The 17,116-nt window shown below is 32.1% G+C and carries 18 protein-coding genes and 1 tRNA gene; 5 read left to right on the top strand and 14 right to left on the bottom strand.

The annotated features are described in order from the left end of the window. Positions 1-61 precede the first annotated feature (61 nt). From IW18_RS07650 to dnaA, 10 genes are all read right to left on the bottom strand, one after another. Positions 62-1,426, bottom strand: a complete 1,365-nt coding sequence (locus IW18_RS07650) for a methylmalonyl-CoA mutase subunit beta (RefSeq protein ID WP_041517007.1) — start codon at positions 1,424-1,426, stop codon at positions 62-64. Between the two features lie 15 nt (positions 1,427-1,441). Continuing rightward, entirely contained in the window at positions 1,442-1,777 is a 336-nt protein-coding gene (locus IW18_RS07655; RefSeq protein WP_041517008.1) for an FtsB family cell division protein, read from the bottom strand. 152 nt (positions 1,778-1,929) lie between these two features. Then, complete coding sequence (gene udk / locus IW18_RS07660) at positions 1,930-2,538, bottom strand: uridine kinase (protein WP_041517009.1); 609 nt, start codon at positions 2,536-2,538, stop codon at positions 1,930-1,932. A 252-nt stretch (positions 2,539-2,790) separates the two neighbouring features. Further along, the gene (locus tag IW18_RS07665) at positions 2,791-3,672 is read right to left on the bottom strand and encodes an SDR family oxidoreductase (RefSeq protein ID WP_041517010.1); all 882 of its coding nucleotides are present in this window, start codon (positions 3,670-3,672) and stop codon (positions 2,791-2,793) included. A gap of 75 nt (positions 3,673-3,747) precedes the next feature. Beyond that, complete coding sequence (locus IW18_RS07670; protein WP_041517011.1) at positions 3,748-4,875, bottom strand: methionine aminotransferase; 1,128 nt, start codon at positions 4,873-4,875, stop codon at positions 3,748-3,750. Positions 4,876-4,994: 119 nt separating this feature from the next. After that, positions 4,995-5,522 (bottom strand): hypothetical protein, encoded by a 528-nt coding sequence (locus tag IW18_RS07675; protein WP_041517012.1) that lies wholly within the window; start codon positions 5,520-5,522, stop codon positions 4,995-4,997. 372 nt (positions 5,523-5,894) lie between these two features. After that, the gene (locus IW18_RS07680) at positions 5,895-6,329 is read right to left on the bottom strand and encodes an energy transducer TonB (protein ID WP_052480113.1); all 435 of its coding nucleotides are present in this window, start codon (positions 6,327-6,329) and stop codon (positions 5,895-5,897) included. 21 nt (positions 6,330-6,350) lie between these two features. Then, positions 6,351-7,064: an SAM-dependent methyltransferase gene (locus IW18_RS07685; RefSeq protein WP_041517013.1), complete on the bottom strand. Its 714-nt coding sequence runs from the start codon at positions 7,062-7,064 to the stop codon at positions 6,351-6,353. 72 nt (positions 7,065-7,136) lie between these two features. Continuing rightward, complete coding sequence (locus IW18_RS07690; protein WP_041517014.1) at positions 7,137-7,604, bottom strand: low molecular weight protein-tyrosine-phosphatase; 468 nt, start codon at positions 7,602-7,604, stop codon at positions 7,137-7,139. A gap of 9 nt (positions 7,605-7,613) precedes the next feature. Further along, complete coding sequence (dnaA, locus tag IW18_RS07695; protein ID WP_041517015.1) at positions 7,614-9,041, bottom strand: chromosomal replication initiator protein DnaA; 1,428 nt, start codon at positions 9,039-9,041, stop codon at positions 7,614-7,616. A 187-nt stretch (positions 9,042-9,228) separates the two neighbouring features. Between dnaA and IW18_RS07700 the strand changes: the two genes are divergently transcribed. Beyond that, positions 9,229-9,633, top strand: a complete 405-nt coding sequence (locus tag IW18_RS07700; protein WP_041517016.1) for an acyl-CoA thioesterase — start codon at positions 9,229-9,231, stop codon at positions 9,631-9,633. Positions 9,634-9,664: 31 nt separating this feature from the next. Here the strand turns inward: IW18_RS07700 and IW18_RS07705 are convergent, their stop codons facing one another. The 3 genes from IW18_RS07705 to ribD all read right to left on the bottom strand — a co-directional run bounded on the left by IW18_RS07705 (position 9,665) and on the right by ribD (position 12,165). Beyond that, positions 9,665-10,297 (bottom strand): IMPACT family protein, encoded by a 633-nt coding sequence (locus IW18_RS07705; RefSeq protein WP_041517017.1) that lies wholly within the window; start codon positions 10,295-10,297, stop codon positions 9,665-9,667. Between the two features lie 223 nt (positions 10,298-10,520). After that, on the bottom strand, positions 10,521-11,123 hold the full coding sequence (locus tag IW18_RS07710) for an HAD family hydrolase (protein ID WP_041517018.1): 603 nt from the start codon (positions 11,121-11,123) through the stop codon (positions 10,521-10,523). Continuing rightward, a complete protein-coding gene (ribD, locus tag IW18_RS07715; protein WP_041517019.1) occupies positions 11,116-12,165 on the bottom strand; it encodes a bifunctional diaminohydroxyphosphoribosylaminopyrimidine deaminase/5-amino-6-(5-phosphoribosylamino)uracil reductase RibD in 1,050 nt (349 codons plus the stop codon). Before ribD ends, IW18_RS07710 begins: the two co-directional genes overlap by 8 nt. Positions 12,166-12,275: 110 nt before the next feature. Here ribD and IW18_RS07720 point away from each other — a divergent pair, with 110 nt between their 5' ends. Both IW18_RS07720 and prmC read left to right on the top strand, forming a co-directional pair. Continuing rightward, the gene (locus IW18_RS07720) at positions 12,276-12,761 is read left to right on the top strand and encodes a GNAT family N-acetyltransferase (protein ID WP_041517020.1); all 486 of its coding nucleotides are present in this window, start codon (positions 12,276-12,278) and stop codon (positions 12,759-12,761) included. A 90-nt stretch (positions 12,762-12,851) separates the two neighbouring features. Continuing rightward, positions 12,852-13,706 (top strand): peptide chain release factor N(5)-glutamine methyltransferase, encoded by an 855-nt coding sequence (prmC, locus tag IW18_RS07725; RefSeq protein WP_041517021.1) that lies wholly within the window; start codon positions 12,852-12,854, stop codon positions 13,704-13,706. Positions 13,707-13,801: 95 nt separating this feature from the next. Here the strand turns inward: prmC and IW18_RS07730 are convergent, their stop codons facing one another. Next, complete coding sequence (locus IW18_RS07730) at positions 13,802-15,046, bottom strand: ABC transporter permease (RefSeq protein WP_041517022.1); 1,245 nt, start codon at positions 15,044-15,046, stop codon at positions 13,802-13,804. Between the two features lie 144 nt (positions 15,047-15,190). Between IW18_RS07730 and hisS the strand changes: the two genes are divergently transcribed. Both hisS and IW18_RS07740 read left to right on the top strand, forming a co-directional pair. Continuing rightward, entirely contained in the window at positions 15,191-16,618 is a 1,428-nt protein-coding gene (gene hisS / locus IW18_RS07735) for a histidine--tRNA ligase (protein ID WP_041517023.1), read from the top strand. A 318-nt stretch (positions 16,619-16,936) separates the two neighbouring features. Continuing rightward, positions 16,937-17,007, top strand: a tRNA-Trp gene (locus IW18_RS07740). Positions 17,008-17,116 lie beyond the last annotated feature (109 nt).

The raw sequence follows: 17,116 nt of genomic DNA on the forward strand, positions 1-17,116 counted from the left end.
TAAACAAGCAATTATCATAATGAGTGATAACACCCAAAAAACAACAAAATATATTCCCATATTATTCTTGCTCTAATCTTTCTTGCTCCAGTTTTTCGGCTAATCTTTTTTCTATAATGGGAGTAATTAAAGTTTTTCTAGGTTTTATTTTTACAAAAGGAAACAATTCTAAATCATGTTTCATCTTATCGTCTTTGTTTGGGTATTTATTTGTACCTAGTAAAACTTCTTTTTTGGAGTCAAATAATTCCTGCTCTTTTGCAGCACTTTCCTGAATTTTCTTTTTGATGGTTCCATCGTTCAAAAGTTTCAAGAATCCTCCATTAGCTTCAATATCTTTAAATAAAGCTAAACTTTTTTCGGCCAATTGCATGGTTAGACTTTCTATGTAGTAACTTCCATCGGCAGGATTATCAACTTTGTCAAAATAACTTTCGTGTTTTAAAACCAATAGTTGATTCCTGGCAATTCGATCGCCAAATTCATTATCCTTATGGTACAACGAATCGTATGGCAAATTGGCAATAGCGTCTGCACCGCCCAAAATTGCCGACATGCATTCTGTCGTTGTACGAAGCATGTTTACATTGTAATCGTAAATGGTTTTATTACGTTTAGTCGGAGTTACCAAAAAATGACATTCTAAATCAGGATTATACTCCGAAGCAACTAGTTTAAAAAGCATTCGTAAAGCACGAAGTTTTGCAATTTCGAAGAAATAATTGGTTCCAACCGAAATTTGAAAAACAATTGGTTTAGTAATAGTTGATAAACGATTTAAATATTCGTTTGCATGTGCTAAACTATATGCAATTTGTTGCGTGATATTGGCACCTGCATTTTGGTACAAACCTAGATCGACACTTAGTAAAGAAAGATTTGTTGTTGCTTTTGAAATATTTTCAAGTGTTTCAAAATTATTTTTATCAGATGTTGTAAACCAATTACCTTCTCTGGCAAAATGACCAATAGGATCTATATTGCAATAAAAAAGGGCTTTTTTCTGAATCGAAATAGTGTCTAAAAGCTTTACGAAATCGATTGAAATAAAGCTCAAATTAAAGTAAACAGTTCTATTTTCTAAAGGAAGAGTTTCTAATAATTTTTCTACGTTAGTTTTTTCATTTTCGATCGTAAAGCGCAAACTTTCGGCACCTCTTTCAATGGTATTAAGAGCACGCTGAATCGATTTGTCGATATCATGAACAAAAATATTTTGACAAATTTTGAAATTTGAAGCTTCAGTTTTTACAACGGCAGCTTTTGAGAATTCGTCTCTATGGTAAAACGGCTTTACTTGAATATCTTCTGGAGAATGCCAAATAACAGTTTCGTTATAATCGGCTCCATCTAATTCAAACTGAATTTTTTGTTTCCATTGTTTGGATGAAATCGGATTAAAATCGTCGAATAGGGTAGTTGCCATTGGTTGTTTTTCTGATTATTCTTTAGTGTCTTGAATAGTATCTCCTTCAAATTGGATGATGTAAATATCTTCGCTGTCTTTTTTCATAAAGTACTTTTCGCGGGCATATTTTTCTATTTGTTCAGGATTTTTAAGTTGCTTGATCTGTTCCTGATCTTTTTTTATTTCGTCCTGATAATATTTTTTATTGTCTTGTAATTCGTTAATCTGTCCGTCTAAAAAACGATGATCAAAATAGGAATAATTGTCTAAAAACATCATCCAGACAACAAAAAACAGCAAAACCCAAACATATTTGTTGCTTAGGAGTTTAAACCATCGTTTACCTTTATATGGATTTTTTAGTTTCATTTTCTCTTTAACAGATTACTTCTTATAAATTTGATTGGTGTTCTAGCCCCGATAGAAGTGAAAATACTTTTGTGCCGTGGTTCGGCACAAAAGATTGAAACGTATAGCGGGAAATAGCTCCTAATTTCTATGGAATAAATTTACGATAAAAATTATGAAATTCGTTGATTAATTACAGCACGTACCACATCAATTGCTACGGTATTGTATTTGTCATTTGGTATAATAATATCTGCAAAAGCTTTTGATGGCTCAATAAATTGCTCGTGCATAGGCTTTAAAGTATTTTGATAACGGGTTAAAACCTCGTCAATATCACGTCCGCGTTCTGAAATATCTCTTTTTAAACGACGAATTAATCTTTCGTCAGAATCTGCGTGAACATATACTTTTACATCAAAAAGGTCACGTAATTCCGGATTTGTCAAGATTAAAATTCCTTCAACAATCATTACTTTTCTTGGATGAGTTGAAACAGTATCGTCAGTTCTGTTATGTTGTATAAAAGAATATACTGGTTGGTCAATTGTTTCGCCAGCTTTTAAAGCTTTTAAATGTTTTACCAGTAATTCGAAATCAATAGCACGAGGATGATCGAAGTTGATTAATGCTCTTTCGTCAAATGATAAATTGGTAGTTTCTTTATAGTATGAATCTTGCGAAATTACACCAACTTCAGTGTCTGGTAATTCATTCATGATTTGGTGTACTACTGTTGTTTTTCCACTTCCTGTTCCTCCTGCAATTCCAATAATGAGCATAAATTTGATATTATATATTTGTTTGGCAAAAATAATAATTTAACTGAATTGTTTAAAAATATTAACGAATTAAACCATAAAAGTGACATAAGTAAATTTAAGCAAACATATATTTAAACAATTTATTACTTCGTTGAACTAATATTACTTATATGGTAAAAACATAAAAAAATCCCGAAAGTAAAACCTTCGGGATTTCGTGCAATCAGTATAGTTTTAATAAAATATTCTGAATTTAGTAAGCACTTGTAATTATTTATTCTTTTTTGCTTTTATCATCATTTCTAGCTGATCCCAAAGTTCTTCAGGAATCGCTTCTAATAAATTGAATTGCCCAGCTCCTTTCAACCATTCGCCGCCATCAATTGTAATAACATCTCCATTTACATAAGCTGAAAAATCAGAAACTAAGTAAGCCGCTAAATTGGCTAATTCCTGATGATCACCTACACGTTTCAATGGTACTTTTTTTGCCATGTCAAACTTTTCAGCAAGATCGCCTGGTAATAATCTGTCCCAAGCACCTTTTGTAGGGAATGGTCCCGGAGCAATTGCGTTAGAACGAATTCCGTATTTGGCCCATTCTACAGCAAGACTTCTTGTCATAGCCAGAACTCCTGCTTTTGCAGTTGCACTAGGCACAACATATGCAGATCCTGTCCAGGCATAAGTGGTAACAATATTTAAAATCGTTGCCGATGTTTGTTTACTGTCAATCCAGTGTTTTCCAAAAGCAAGCGTACAGTTTTTAGAACCTTTTAGTACAATATCAATAACAGTATCAAAAGCATTTGCAGATAAACGTTCTGTTGGAGAGATGAAATTTCCGGCAGCATTATTTAAAAGAACGTCAACTTTTCCGAAAGTTTTTAAAACTTCCTGAAGCATATTTTCAACTTCTTCGTAATGACGAACATCACATTGAAGTGGTAAACATTTTCCTCCAGTTTCAGTTTCAAGTTCGTTAGCAGTATTTTTAAGCTTTTCTAAATCTCTAGAAGTAATGGCTACTTGAGCTCCTAATTCTAAGAAATATTTAGTCATTGCCTTTCCTAAACCACTTCCGCCGCCTGTAACTACAATGACTTTACCTTTTAAAGCGTCATCTCTTAACATTTTATCTGTATAGCTCATATTTTTATTTTTTTTACAATATTAATTAAATAAATAGGATGCACGCATAATAAAGTTATAAAATTTTGAAAAACTTTATATATCACATAATTTTTTTGCTGCTAATTCTAATGTGAGATTGTCTTTGGCAAAGCAAAAACGTATTAATTTTTGGTCTTTATGATCTGAATAGAAAGTAGAAATTGGTATGGCGGCAACGCCATGATCGATAATTAGTTTTTTGCAAAAAGAGACATCATCATCGTTTGAAATGTTGGTGTAGGAAGCTACTTGAAAATAAGTTCCTTCGCAAGGTTTTAATTCAAAGCGGCTATTTTGAAGGAGTTCCTGAAAATAATCACGTTTTTCCTGATAGAATTTACCAAGCAAATTTACATCGACAATATCTAAATATTCACTGATAGCGGCTTGCGAAATACTGTTGACGCTAAATACTAGAAATTGATGTACTTTTTTAATTTCTTTCATTAAATATTCGGGAGCAACGGTGTATCCAATTTTCCAACCTGTAATATGAAATGATTTTCCGAAAGAAGAAACCATAATGCAACGATTCAGGAGAAATTCTTTAGTATGTGCTGAAATATGTTTTTCTTCGAAAGTAATATATTCATAAACCTCGTCTGATAAAACAAGAAGATCAGGATATTTTGAAAGTAATTTTTCCAGTTGAAGAAAATCGTCTTCAGTTAAAATTTTTCCGGTTGGATTATGCGGATTGTTAATGATAATTAGTTTTGTTTTTGAGGAACAAGCTTTTTCAATTGTTTCCCAATTTGGTGTATAATCATCGTTTAAAGCTACCCGAACAGGTTTTGCATTACACAGTAAAACCGGAGATTCGTATGAATCGTAACTAGGATCCAAGATAATCACTTCGTCGCCCGTTTTTACCAATGCCAAAATTGTTGTAAAAATTCCCTGAGTTGCGCCAGCGGTAACCAAAATTTCTGTCTCGGGAATAATGGTTCTGTTATACGAACTTTTGACCAGTTTTGCAATCTGATTCATCAAAGGCGGAAATCCAGCCATTGGTGTATATTGATGTACATTTTCTTTTGCAAGTTTTGCGACAATATCGGTCAGTCTTTCATCAACGGGAAAATTTGGAAATCCTTGCGAGAGATTAATTGCATTATATTCAGATGCCATTTTAGACATTACGGTAAAAATACTAGTGCTAACATTTGGGAGTTTACTCATAATTATAATTTGCAGAAATTGTATTTATAAAAGTACTTGTTTTTTATACATATAAAAAGACATTAAAAAAAAGCTTGTGTTTGTAGCTGTTTTTTAATGTCTTTTTTTTGAAATTATTTTTATTGGATAATTTCTCCAGTTGGTTTGACTATAATTTTGCGAACGTCATTGTCTTTTTTGATTTTCAGATTATATTCTTTTTTTTGTATATCGCCTTCTTTTTGTGTGTAAAGAAATTTGTCTTTTACAATTGTCCATCCAGGATAATCTTTATAAATAGAGTAAATAACTTTAGCCGGAAGTTGTACGTTTTGATAATTTTCGACAACGCTGGTTAATTTTCCATTATGGTTATAGGTTGCAGATAAGGAGCCTTGTTGGGATTCTAAGACTACTAAATAAGTGTCATAACCTTCGTAGTCTTTTCCTAAATTATAAGAAATAAACTCTTGTTGAAGTGCTCTAACATTTTCATCAGGATTTCTGTCAGGCAAATAAACAGAAAAATCTTTACCTGCGCTTTTGATTACAACCGCAGGTAAATCGGTCATTTTACTTTCTTTTTCTCTTGAACTGGCATCTTCACCTTGAGAAAAAGAGTTCGTTGTTAAACTAAAAAATAATAAAATAATAAGAAATGCTTTCATGATATATATATTTTAAATATTAATTTTTTAGGTTAATCTTAATGATTTAAAAATATATGAAGGTTTCTTTTTTCTTCCCCTTTTTGATGTTGTTTTAATGGTTAAATCATTAAAGTTTAAGGCTTAACAATTATTTTTTGAATCCGATAAAAATAATTCTTTTACTCACGTATACGCGTTAAAAGTATCTTTATGTATTGTTAATTTAAAGAGCTTTGATTTTGGTTTTTTAGGAAGAAAATATGCTGTAATTATTATAATACAAGTTTGAATAATACCTTTCTATTTTTGACACTATTGTAAAACTGCTAATGTTTAATTTAGAGTAGTAATCTTGAGAAAGATTGATTGAGTAAAAGAGTAATCAAAATCTTATTGTTCAACTGGTACCACAAGCGAATGTAAAGTTCTAACTTCTTTATTGTTTTGTTTTCCTGGTTTCCATTTTGGAGATAATTTTAGAACTCTTACTAACTCATCTCCAGTGCCAAAACCAATATCTCGAAGAACTTTTACATCGCTTAATGTGCCATTTTTTTCAATGATAAAAGTAGCAAATAGTTTTCCTTGTAAAGTTGGTTTTTTGTTCGTTTTTCTATAGTTGTCGTCAATAAATTGATGAAATTTAACTGTACCTCCAGGAAATTCCGGTTTTATTTCTAAATCTAAAGGATTATATATTTTATTATCATCAGTGTTTATAGCTTCGGTTTGCATTTTTGGAGTTTTGCAAATTTTTTTATTTTCTTTTTGAGAATATGCATTTTGGATAACAAAACTTAAAACCAGAAGTAAAAACTTTTTCATCACGATGATTTTAAAATTAGCTTACATTTTATGAATAATAAAAATCGTTGGTCGATTATGTAAATCAACTTTCAGTTTCTTCCAGTCGGAGACACGCATTGTTTTAATGAATTCTGTTGGTAACGTAATATCAGTTGCAATACAAAGATGTGTAGAAGGATTTATGATTTGCAAAATATCTTCAACCAATTTGTTGTTTCTGTACGGCGTTTCGATAAAAATTTGTGATTGATTTTTATCTTGAGATAATTTTTCGAAATGCTTTAAAGCTGATTTTTTTTCGTCTTTATCAATGGGCAAATATCCATTAAAAGTAAAGCTTTGACCATTCATTCCAGAAGCCATCATGGCTAATAAAATAGAAGATGGGCCAACCAAAGGTACAACCTGAATTCCTTTTTCGTGCGCCAATTTTACAATAACAGCACCAGGATCTGCAACGCCAGGACAACCGGCTTCGCTCATTAAACCTACGTTTTTTCCTTCTAATAAAGGTTTGATGAAGTCTAAATGCTCACTTGGTTCCGTTCGCTTGTTAAGCGTAAAAAGAATTAGTTCTGATTGTTTTTTCTCAGGAGAAACGGCTTTTATCGATTTTCTCGCCGTTTTTTCGTTTTCAACAATATAATGATCTATAAAATCAATACTTCTTTTTACTGTTTGTGGTAAAACATCCATTGGATCGCTTTCGCCCATTGTAGTTGGAATTAAATATAGTTTTCCTAGAAGTTTCATTTTGAGGTATTTTATAGTTTAAAAACAAAAAAGTATTTCAATTATATAAGAACAATTGAAATACAAATTAAATTATGAATGCTTTTCGATAAGTTTTTTTGCAATTATATCCGTTACTTCATTTAACATTTGGTAGACATTGTCAAATCCGTTAGTTACTCCAAAGTAAGGATCGGGAACATCAACATTTTCGTCTGGAAATAATTCATTTAAAATGAGACGGACTTTGTTTTTGTGTTCTTCAGTTTTGGCAAGTTTGATAACGTCGTTATAATTAGAAGAGTCCATTACGTAGATGTAATCGAAATCAGTAAAGTCTGAAGTTTGAAACCGTCTTCCTTTTTGATTTTGAATATTTAATCCGTTTTTTTTGGCAACAGCAATAGATCTCTTGTCAGGAGAATGACCTACGTGCCAAGATCCTGTTCCAGCTGAATCAACGATGAAATTTTCTTTGGGTAATTTTGATGCTAAAATACCTTCTGCTAAAGGTGATCTACAAATATTTCCCAAACAAACCATTAAAACTTTTACAGGCATGATGCGCGTTTATAGCGTTAGTTTTTTGTTGATGTCTTCGACAAATTTTTTGAATTGTTTGTCTGTAGAAACTAAATTGTCGACAGTTTTACAAGCGTGTAATACGGTAGCGTGATCACGATCTCCAATTTGTGAGCCAATGTTTGCCAAAGAAGCTTTTGTGAATTTCTTTGCAAAGAACATAGCTAATTGCCTCGCTTGAACAACGTGCCTCTTTCGAGTTTTAGATTGAAGTGTTTCAATATCCAACTGAAAGTAATCTGACACAATTTTTTGAATATAATCGATGGAGATTTCTCTCTTTACGTTTTTAACAAATTTCTCTACAACGCTTTTTGCTAACTCAATCGTAACTTCTTTTTTGTTGAAAGAAGATTGAGCGATCAACGAAATAATTGCGCCTTCAAGTTCACGAACATTAGATTTGATATTGCGAGCTACATATTCGATAATATCTTCCGGCATTTCAACACCATCGCGATAAAGAATATTTTTTAAGATCGAAATACGAGTTTCGTAATCTGGCTGGTGTAATTCAGCAGATAATCCCCATTTAAAACGTGATAATAAACGTTGTTCAATATCTTGCATGTCAACAGGAGCTTTGTCCGAAGTCAAAATAACCTGTTTTCCATTTTGGTGCAAATAGTTAAAAATATGGAAGAAAACGTCCTGAGTTCCAGATTTTCCAGATAAAAACTGAACGTCGTCAATGATTAGTACGTCGATTAATTGATAAAAGTGAATGAAATCATTACGATTATTCTTTTTAACCGAATCAATATATTGTTGTGTGAAAATTTCGGCAGAAATATATAAAACCGTTTTTTCAGGATATTTATCTTTAACTTCTACACCTATAGCATGCGCTAAGTGTGTTTTTCCTAAACCAACTCCACCAAAAATCAATAACGGATTAAATGATGTTCCTCCAGGTTTGTTGGCAACAGCCATACCTGCAGAACGAGCCAAACGGTTAGAATCCCCTTCTAAGAAATTGTCAAAACTATAGTTTGCATTTAACTGCGATTCAATTTTTAGATTTCTAATTCCAGGAATTACAAACGGATTTTTAAGCTCAGGATTTAAGTTTTTAAACGGAGCATCAACCTCTTGAGGTTTCATTGGCACTCTGTTGGCACTTGGCAACTGTTCGGTAAACGGTTGTTTATTGCCATAAGTGTTCTCCATTTTAATTTTATAGAGTAACTTTGCGTTTTTTCCTAGTTCTTTGGTAAGCGCAACTTTTAATAATTTTACGTAATGTTCTTCTAACCACTCGTAGAAAAATTTACTTGGTACTTGAATGTATAACGCGTTGTCGGTTAGCTCAACTGATTTGATTGGTTCGAACCAAGTTTTATATGCTTGATCTTGAATATTGTCTTTTATAAAGGACAAACAGTTTTCCCATACCGATTGAGCAGTTTTAGTCATAGATTCAGATAAGTTTTTATATTATTAATAAAGATTCTCCTTATAAAATAGGAGCAATTTTATTCCGTATTTCGGGATAACAAATATGTGAACAAATTTCTGTAAAAAAAAATATTTTGGTATCTAATTTTATAAAAAAATGTTGTACGTGAACTTTAGGAAGTTTAATTTTTTTAATCTATAAATAATGAAAAATCATCAAACGCAAGTGCGTGTTCGTTACTCAGAAACTGACCAAATGGGAGTTGTTTATCACGGAAATTACGTCCCATATTTTGAGATTGGACGCGTGGAATGGCTTAGAAATAAAGGGGTTTCGTATAAAAGTATGGAAGAAAGTGGAATTGGATTGCCAATCGTTTCTATGCAAATAAATTATAAAAAATCGGCACGTTATGATGAGCTTTTAACAATTCATACCACTTTCAAAAGTCAGTCGAATGTTAAGATCGAATTTGACTGCGCAATCTATAATGAGGCAAATGAGTTATTAACAACTGCAGTGTTTATTTTAGTATTTATTTCGTTAAAATCAGGTCGTCCAACTGCTCCTCCGGATTATATTTTAGAATTGTTTAAAACACTTGAATAATTGTTAAAACGAGGTGTATTTTTCTAATAATTTATATAATTTTAATATCGATTTCAAACATTAAATCAAAAATGTCGAATACTGATTCGGCATTTTTTTTTCGTGTTTTCGTGATAATTTTGCCAATTGGAAGACCAGAATCTTCATTAATTTCCATTTCTTGAGATGTAATTTCCAGCTTTTTTTCTTTAATAACACGCATTACTTTATTCATGTTTTTGTAGTCAAAAGAGATTAAAAAGTGAACATCTATAGTTTTTTCGATAATTTCGCAAACTTCCAGCGTCATTTGTGCTGTTGTTTTATAAGCAGCAATTAATCCGCCAACACCTAATTTTACTCCGCCAAAAATTCGAACTACAACTATAAGAACGTTTGTTAGTCCAAAAGATTGTATTTGTCCATAAATTGGAGCTCCGGCAGTATTACTAGGTTCGCCATCGTCATTGGCACGATAAGATATTTTTGGCGCGGTTCCTAATTGATATGCGTAGCAATAGTGTACTGCATGCGGATGTTGTTTTTTTAAACCTTCAATAATTGGTTTTACTTCATCTTCACTTTCTATCGGATAAGCGTAGCCAAAGAATTTACTGCCTTTTTCTTTAAAAAGTATTTCTTCAGATTCAAAAGCAATGGTTTTGTAAGTGTCGTTGTATTCCAAAAGTAAATTTCTAAATTATGTTTAATGATTTCTTTGCCACAGATTACAAGATTTAAAAGGATTTTTTTTACCAGCTATTGTAGATTTTTTTTACGCAGATTTAAAAAGATTAAAGCTGATATGCGCAGCTAATAATCAAAATTTAATCTGCTCAAATCTTTTTAAATCTGCGTGAAAAATTTGTGCTAATTTGTGAAATTTGTGGCAAAAAATCTTTTTGTAGCTATAGTATTTTTTTATCAAATAAATCGACAACATCTTCTTGACCTACTTGTAAGTTCCAAACATGAAGACCTAAAGCAGCGGCAGCATCTGTATTTTCTTTTTTGTCATCAACAAACAAAGTACGTTTTGGAGATAATTCGTGTTTGTTAATTACATATTGAAAAACATCAGCATTTGGTTTTCGCATTCCAATTTCGAAAGAAAAATAAACTTTTTCAAAACACTGATAAAAATCGCTGTAAAAGGAAATTCCAGTTTTAGTCTCAAAAGTTTCAATATGAATAGAATCTGTATTACTTAACAAAAACAAACGGTATTTTTGAGAAAGCATTTGTAAAAACTCCAATCTATACAATGGAAAGTCAGCTAAAATAGCATTCCATGCTTCCAGGATTTCTTCGATTGAAGCGTTTGGAAGTTCTTTTTGAAAACCGGCTAAAAATTCTTCAGTAGTGATATCGCCAGTTTCAAATAATTGGTTTAAACGATCAAATTCCGAATTCCATTCAGTCATGCCTAATTTTTGCAATCCCGAAATAGTAGCTTGTTTATCTAAATTGATAAAGATATCTCCAAAGTCAAAAATTATAGTATCAATCATGATTTCTAACGTTAATTAATTCGTCGGTTTGAATATAAGTTTTGGTCGTTGTTTTCTTTTGTAGAACTGGAGCTGTTGTTCCTTTATTAAAATTGATTTTTCCGATAAATATTCGGGCTTCATCCCAAATATTGGCATCAATAAAAGATTGTAAGGTTTGTAAACCACCTTCTATAATTATAGACTGAATTTGATTTTGATACAAAACAGCTATAATTTGAGGAATTACATTTTGATTAAAATCGATTACTTCAAAGATAGTGTTTTCTGTCGAAAACTGGTTTTCTGATTTTGTAAAAAGAATGGTTTTGACACTGTTATCAAAAATAAAACTCTCCTTAGAAATTCGATTGTTTTGATCAAGAACAACTCTAACAGGATTGTTTCCGGACCAATTTCGAGTGTTTAATTTCGGGTTGTCGTCGACAACAGTTTGCGTGCCTGCTAAAATGGCTTGTTCTTCGCTTCGCCATTTATGAACCAATTGTCTGGAATAAGTATTGGTAATCCAAACAGGTTTGCGTTCCTGATTAAGTATTTTTTCCGGTGCTAAAAAGCCATCTTGGCTTTCTGCCCATTTTAAAATAATATAAGGTCTCCTTTTTTGGTGGAAAGTAAAAAAGCGTTTATTGAGTTCGTTACATTCGTTTTCTAAAACTCCTACAACAACATTTGCTCCCGCAGCAATTAGTTTTTTAATACCATTGCCGGCAACTTTTTCGTTAGGATCTACAGTTCCAACAACAACATTCGGAATTTCATTTGCAATAATTAAATCGCAACAAGGAGGTGTTTTTCCAAAATGACTGCAAGGTTCTAAACTAACATAAATTGTAGCTTTTTTTAATAGCGATTTATCTTTTACAGATCGAATAGCATTGACTTCGGCGTGAGGTTCTCCGGCTTTTTTGTGCCAGCCTTCGCCAATAATTTTATCGTTGTAAACAATTACACTTCCTACCATTGGGTTTGGGTAAGTTGTTCCAAAACCATTCTGAGCAAGTTCGATGCAGCGTTTTATATATTTTTCATGTGTATTCACAGTGCAAAAGTAGTTATTTTTGAGATTAATCCTGATAGTTTCGGGTTAGTTAAGGGAACTATCAAAAAACTATTTTTACTTTTGTAGTTAAGTTACACGAATAAATTATTATGGAAAATTGGATGATCAGAGCAATTGAGAAAAAAGATAATCAGGCAGTTGCTCAATTAATACGATCGGTTTTTGATGAAATGGAAATCCCAAAAGTGGGTACAGCATATGAAGATGCTTATTTAGATTTAATGTTTGAAGAATACAATAAACCAAAGTCAGTTTATTTTGTTGTTGAAAAACAAGGTAAAATTGTAGGTTGTTGCGGAATAGCTCCATTAGAAAACGGCGCGCCAGAAATTTGCGAATTGCAAAAAATGTATTTTTTGCCTGAAACTCGTGGTTTAGGAATTGGTGCTACAATGATGGATAAATGTTTGCAACAAGCAAGAAATTTTGGTTTTGAAAAATGTTACATAGAAACGATGCCATTTATGAATGCGGCTCAAAAATTATATAAAAAATCAGGTTTTGAATATTTAGATGCTCCAATTGGAAATACTGGGCACAGTTCTTGCCCCGTTTGGATGTTAAAAGTTTTGTAGAATGAGAATGTAACAATTTTGGTTTTACAATACTTATGTTGAAGTGAAATACGATTGGTCTAGCTAGAAAATAATGCTCAAATACGCAAAATGAGAATCAAACAATACCGTACAGAATTTATTAAAGAATTATCACCTTTTTACGATGCGTACGAAGCGGAGAGCTTTTTCTATTTAATTTTAGAAGACAAACATAAGCTACGCCAAATCGATTTGGCTCTAAATCATGAATTGAGCTTTGTACAAACAGATTTTGTAGTTTGGGATTTAATTTTGAATCAATTAAAAAAAGAGATTCCAATTCAATATCTATTAGGAAAAACTCATTTTTACGGTTTAGAATTTGAAGTAAATGAGAATGTTTTAATTCCGAGACCAGAAACAGAAGAATTGGTCGAATGGATTATTAACGAAAATTCTAAAACTGATAAAACCAAGAAAATAAAGATTCTTGATATTGGAACAGGAAGCGGATGTATTGCAATTTCATTAGCGAAAAATATTCCTAATGCAGAGGTTTATGCCATTGACGTTTCTAAAAAAGCAATCGAAACAGCCAAAAGAAATGCCATTAGAAATAATGTAGAGGTTACTTTTATACTTCAGGATATTTTAAAAACCGATGAATTGAAATGTAATTTTGATATTATAGTTTCAAATCCGCCATATGTTCGAAATTTAGAGAAAGAAGAAATCAAAAAGAATGTACTGGATTACGAACCGCATCTGGCGCTTTTTGTTGAGGATAACGATGCATTGATTTTTTATAGAAAAATTGCAGAATTGGCTAAAAAAAATCTTTCAGAAAACGGACAGCTGTATTTTGAAATTAATCAATATTTAGGAAAAGAAATGACCAATTTACTCGAAAAATTGGATTTCAAAAAAATAGAACTTCGAAAAGATATTTACAATAATGACCGAATGACAAAGGGGGTTATTTAGTTTTCGGTCGCGGTCTCAGTTTTCAGTCTTGTTGCAGGCTAATACTGTAAGCTGAAAACTGAGACTGAAAACTGAGACTGAAGACTAAAAAAAAACTACTCGTAGCGCAAAGCTTCGATAGGGTCAAGTTTTGAAGCTTTTATTGCAGGATATAATCCAGAAACAATTGCAACGGTAAAACTGGTTGCAAAAGCTGCAAAAATTGCCATCCACGGAATTACAAAAGCAAAATTTAAAATAGCAGAAAAAGCATATCCAATTAATATTCCGAAGATAATACCAACAAAACCTCCAATTTGTCCAATTAGTAATGTTTCTATAAAAAACTGTACCGAAATCGTAATTTTAGTAGCTCCCAGTGCTTTACGAACGCCAATTTCTCTTGTACGTTCCGTAACCGAAACAATCATAATGTTCATTAAAGCAATAGAGGATCCTAAAATAGTTATGATGCTTATAATCCAGGCTGCCCAGCCTAAATATTTAGTGATTCCAAGTATTCTATTGATTAAATCATCACTACGACCAATTCCAAAATTATTGTCGCGAACTGGACTTAATTTGCGCACGCGTCGCATGGTGCTTGTTGCATTGTCTATAGCTTCGTCTAAAAGCTCTTTTTTAGAAACCATGACACTTATCGTATAGTTAATTTTTGGAGCCGTAAATAAAGAACGTGCGACTTGAATTGGAATTAAAACACGTAAATCTTGACTGTGTCCAAAAGTGGAGCCTTTTTCCTTTAAAACTCCAATAACTTTAAAACGGGCACCACGAATAGAAATGATTTTGTCAATTGGATTAACATCTTTTAATAAGCCTTTTTCAAAATCAGAACCAACAATACAAGAGTAAGTATTGTTTTCGATATCAAATTGATTGAAAGAACGTCCAGAAGTAGTTTCTAAACCAGAATTGGAAATATAATGCTCGTCGACGCCAAGAATAGTGATTTCCGGATCTGTTTTTTGGTCTAAATATTTTACTTCTGCTTTTGTTGAAGCCGTAAACGAAAGAGAAGTTTCAGTAAAAGGATATTTATATTTGTTTTTAAAAGCGACTGCTTCAGGATAAGAAATAATAGGATTAACAATTTCACGTTCGTTTCCGCCACGATTTTTAAGATTGTTTTCGTATTGGTTGATGTTGAAAGTATTAGCTCCCATCGAAGCAAAATTAGTTGAAACAGTATTTTCAATAGCTGTTACAATAGTTAAAATTCCAACCAAAGCTGTAATTCCAATCGCAATAATTAATACAGTAAGAATAGTACGCAATAATTGTGTTTTGATAGAACCAAAAGCAATTCGGATATTTTCTTTAAATAATTTTAGCATCATGACCAATTTGTCACGAAAATACGTTTTTTGTTACAAGTTTGTTTTCGAACTACCATTATTTATTTTAAAAAATAAGATATTTGCACACGATTTAAGAGATATGAAATCTAAAATCTAAAATCAGAAATCTAAAATAAAAAAGAGATGGCTTCAAAACCAAGCATACCACAAGGAACAAGAGATTTTTCGCCAGCAGAGGTGTCAAAACGTCAATATATTATTCAGACAATAAAAAGTAATTTTGAGAAATTTGGTTTTCAGCCTATAGAAACTCCTTCGTTTGAAAATTCAGATACCTTAATGGGAAAATATGGAGAAGAAGGAGATCGTTTGATTTTTAAAATATTAAACTCAGGTAATTTTTTCTTCAACAAAAATAAAATTGAATTACCGGAATCTATAGAAGCTTTACAATCTAACTCGGCAGAAACAATTGATCTGAGTCAAAGAATTGAATTGAATAAATTTACAGGAAAAATTTCTGAAAAAGCTTTACGTTATGACTTAACAGTTCCGTTTGCGAGATACGTTGTACAGCACCAAAACGAAATTGAATTTCCTTTTAAAAGATATCAAATTCAACCCGTTTGGAGAGCTGATAGACCACAAAGAGGGCGTTACAGAGAATTTTATCAATGTGATGCCGATGTTGTAGGTTCAAAATCATTATGGCAAGAAGTAGAGTTGGTACAATTGTACGATACAGTTTTTACCTCTTTAGGATTAGAAGGTGTAACTATTAAAATTAATAATAGAAAAATATTATCTGGAATTGCCGAAGTTATTGGCGCATCGGATAAATTGATCGATTTTACAGTGGCACTTGATAAATTAGATAAAATTGGAGAAGACGGGGTAAAGAAAGAAATGATAGAAAAAGGTATCGCTGAAGAAGCGTTAGTTAAAGTTCAGCCACTCTTTAACTTTACCGGGACATTTGCAGATAAAATTAGTCAGCTTTCAGATCTATTAGCAGAATCTGAAGAGGGAATGAAAGGTGTTGAGGAATTGAAATTTATTTGTGACAATGTGGCAACTTTAGGATTGGCAACCGCGACATTAGATCTTGATGTGACTCTTGCTCGTGGATTAAATTATTACACGGGAGCTATTTTTGAAGTAGCTGCGCCAAAAACCGTTTCGATGGGTTCTATTGGTGGTGGTGGAAGATATGACGATTTGACTGGTATTTTTGGTTTAAAAAATATGAGCGGAGTTGGAATTTCTTTTGGCCTTGATCGTATTTATTTAGTTTTGGAAGAATTGCAATTGTTCCCTGAGACAGTAGCGGCAACATCAAAAGCATTGTTTATTAATTATGGAGATGCAGAAGCTTTATATGCTTCGCAAGCCATTCAGAAATTGAGAAAAGAAAATGTAAAAGTAGAATTGTATCCAGATAATGTAAAAGTGGGGAAACAATTTCAATATGCAGATAAACGTTTAATTCCGTTTGCAGTAATTGCTGGAGAACAGGAAATGGCATCAAATACGTACTCACTTAAAAATTTAGTTTCAGGAGAGCAAATTTCTGTTGGTTTTGAAGGATTGAAAGCTGCTTTACTAGCTTAAGATTTTAACTGCAAAGTGCACTAATATTTAATTTTACTTCACGCATAGAAAATACAAAGTTCGCAAAGCTAGATCAACACAAAGCTTTGCGAATTTTGTGTTTTTATAAAACCAGACTTTTAAAAAACTTTGCGAACTTTGCGGTTATTTCGCAAAGTTCGCAAAGTTTTTGTTTTGAATGAAAAATAAAAAAATCACAAAGTTCTGAAAGTGATTGTGTTAATAAATCTCAGCCTTTATCTGCTTGAATCTTTTTAAAATTTGCCTGAAATAGTTGGTAGAAAAGAAAAAAAAGCCTTTAATTTGCGGCCTTGAGTTACGGGCGTAGTTCAAGGGTAGAATAGCGGTCTCCAAAACCGTTGATGGGGGTTCGAATCCCTCCGCCCGTGCAAAAAAATGTCAAATAACAATCATTATTAATTGTTTGTCAAAGGCCTTAGATTGGTAAAGGCAAAAGAATAAAAAAAAGCTTCATCTAAAATAGGTGAAGCTTTTTTT

Origin of the sequence: Flavobacterium hibernum (assembly GCF_000832125.1) — a bacterium.
Lineage (GTDB): Bacteria > Bacteroidota > Bacteroidia > Flavobacteriales > Flavobacteriaceae > Flavobacterium > Flavobacterium hibernum.

Excerpts from the sequence above, each read along its gene's own strand:
- IW18_RS07680 (WP_052480113.1), bottom strand. The coding sequence starts at position 6,329 with ATGAAAAAGTTTTTACTTCTGGTTTTAAGTTTTGTTATCCAAAATGCA.
- hisS (WP_041517023.1), top strand. The coding sequence starts at position 15,191 with ATGGCTTCAAAACCAAGCATACCACAAGGAACAAGAGATTTTTCGCCA.
- dnaA (WP_041517015.1), bottom strand. The coding sequence starts at position 9,041 with ATGACTAAAACTGCTCAATCGGTATGGGAAAACTGTTTGTCCTTTATA.
- IW18_RS07670 (WP_041517011.1), bottom strand. The coding sequence starts at position 4,875 with ATGAGTAAACTCCCAAATGTTAGCACTAGTATTTTTACCGTAATGTCT.
- IW18_RS07650 (WP_041517007.1), bottom strand. The coding sequence starts at position 1,426 with ATGGCAACTACCCTATTCGACGATTTTAATCCGATTTCATCCAAACAA.
- IW18_RS07730 (WP_041517022.1), bottom strand. The coding sequence starts at position 15,046 with ATGATGCTAAAATTATTTAAAGAAAATATCCGAATTGCTTTTGGTTCT.
- IW18_RS07675 (WP_041517012.1), bottom strand. The coding sequence starts at position 5,522 with ATGAAAGCATTTCTTATTATTTTATTATTTTTTAGTTTAACAACGAAC.
- IW18_RS07690 (WP_041517014.1), bottom strand. The coding sequence starts at position 7,604 with ATGCCTGTAAAAGTTTTAATGGTTTGTTTGGGAAATATTTGTAGATCA.
- IW18_RS07720 (WP_041517020.1), top strand. The coding sequence starts at position 12,276 with ATGGAAAATTGGATGATCAGAGCAATTGAGAAAAAAGATAATCAGGCA.
- IW18_RS07665 (WP_041517010.1), bottom strand. The coding sequence starts at position 3,672 with ATGAGCTATACAGATAAAATGTTAAGAGATGACGCTTTAAAAGGTAAA.
- IW18_RS07700 (WP_041517016.1), top strand. The coding sequence starts at position 9,229 with ATGAAAAATCATCAAACGCAAGTGCGTGTTCGTTACTCAGAAACTGAC.
- IW18_RS07655 (WP_041517008.1), bottom strand. The coding sequence starts at position 1,777 with ATGAAACTAAAAAATCCATATAAAGGTAAACGATGGTTTAAACTCCTA.
- prmC (WP_041517021.1), top strand. The coding sequence starts at position 12,852 with ATGAGAATCAAACAATACCGTACAGAATTTATTAAAGAATTATCACCT.
- IW18_RS07685 (WP_041517013.1), bottom strand. The coding sequence starts at position 7,064 with ATGAAACTTCTAGGAAAACTATATTTAATTCCAACTACAATGGGCGAA.
- IW18_RS07710 (WP_041517018.1), bottom strand. The coding sequence starts at position 11,123 with ATGATTGATACTATAATTTTTGACTTTGGAGATATCTTTATCAATTTA.
- udk (WP_041517009.1), bottom strand. The coding sequence starts at position 2,538 with ATGCTCATTATTGGAATTGCAGGAGGAACAGGAAGTGGAAAAACAACA.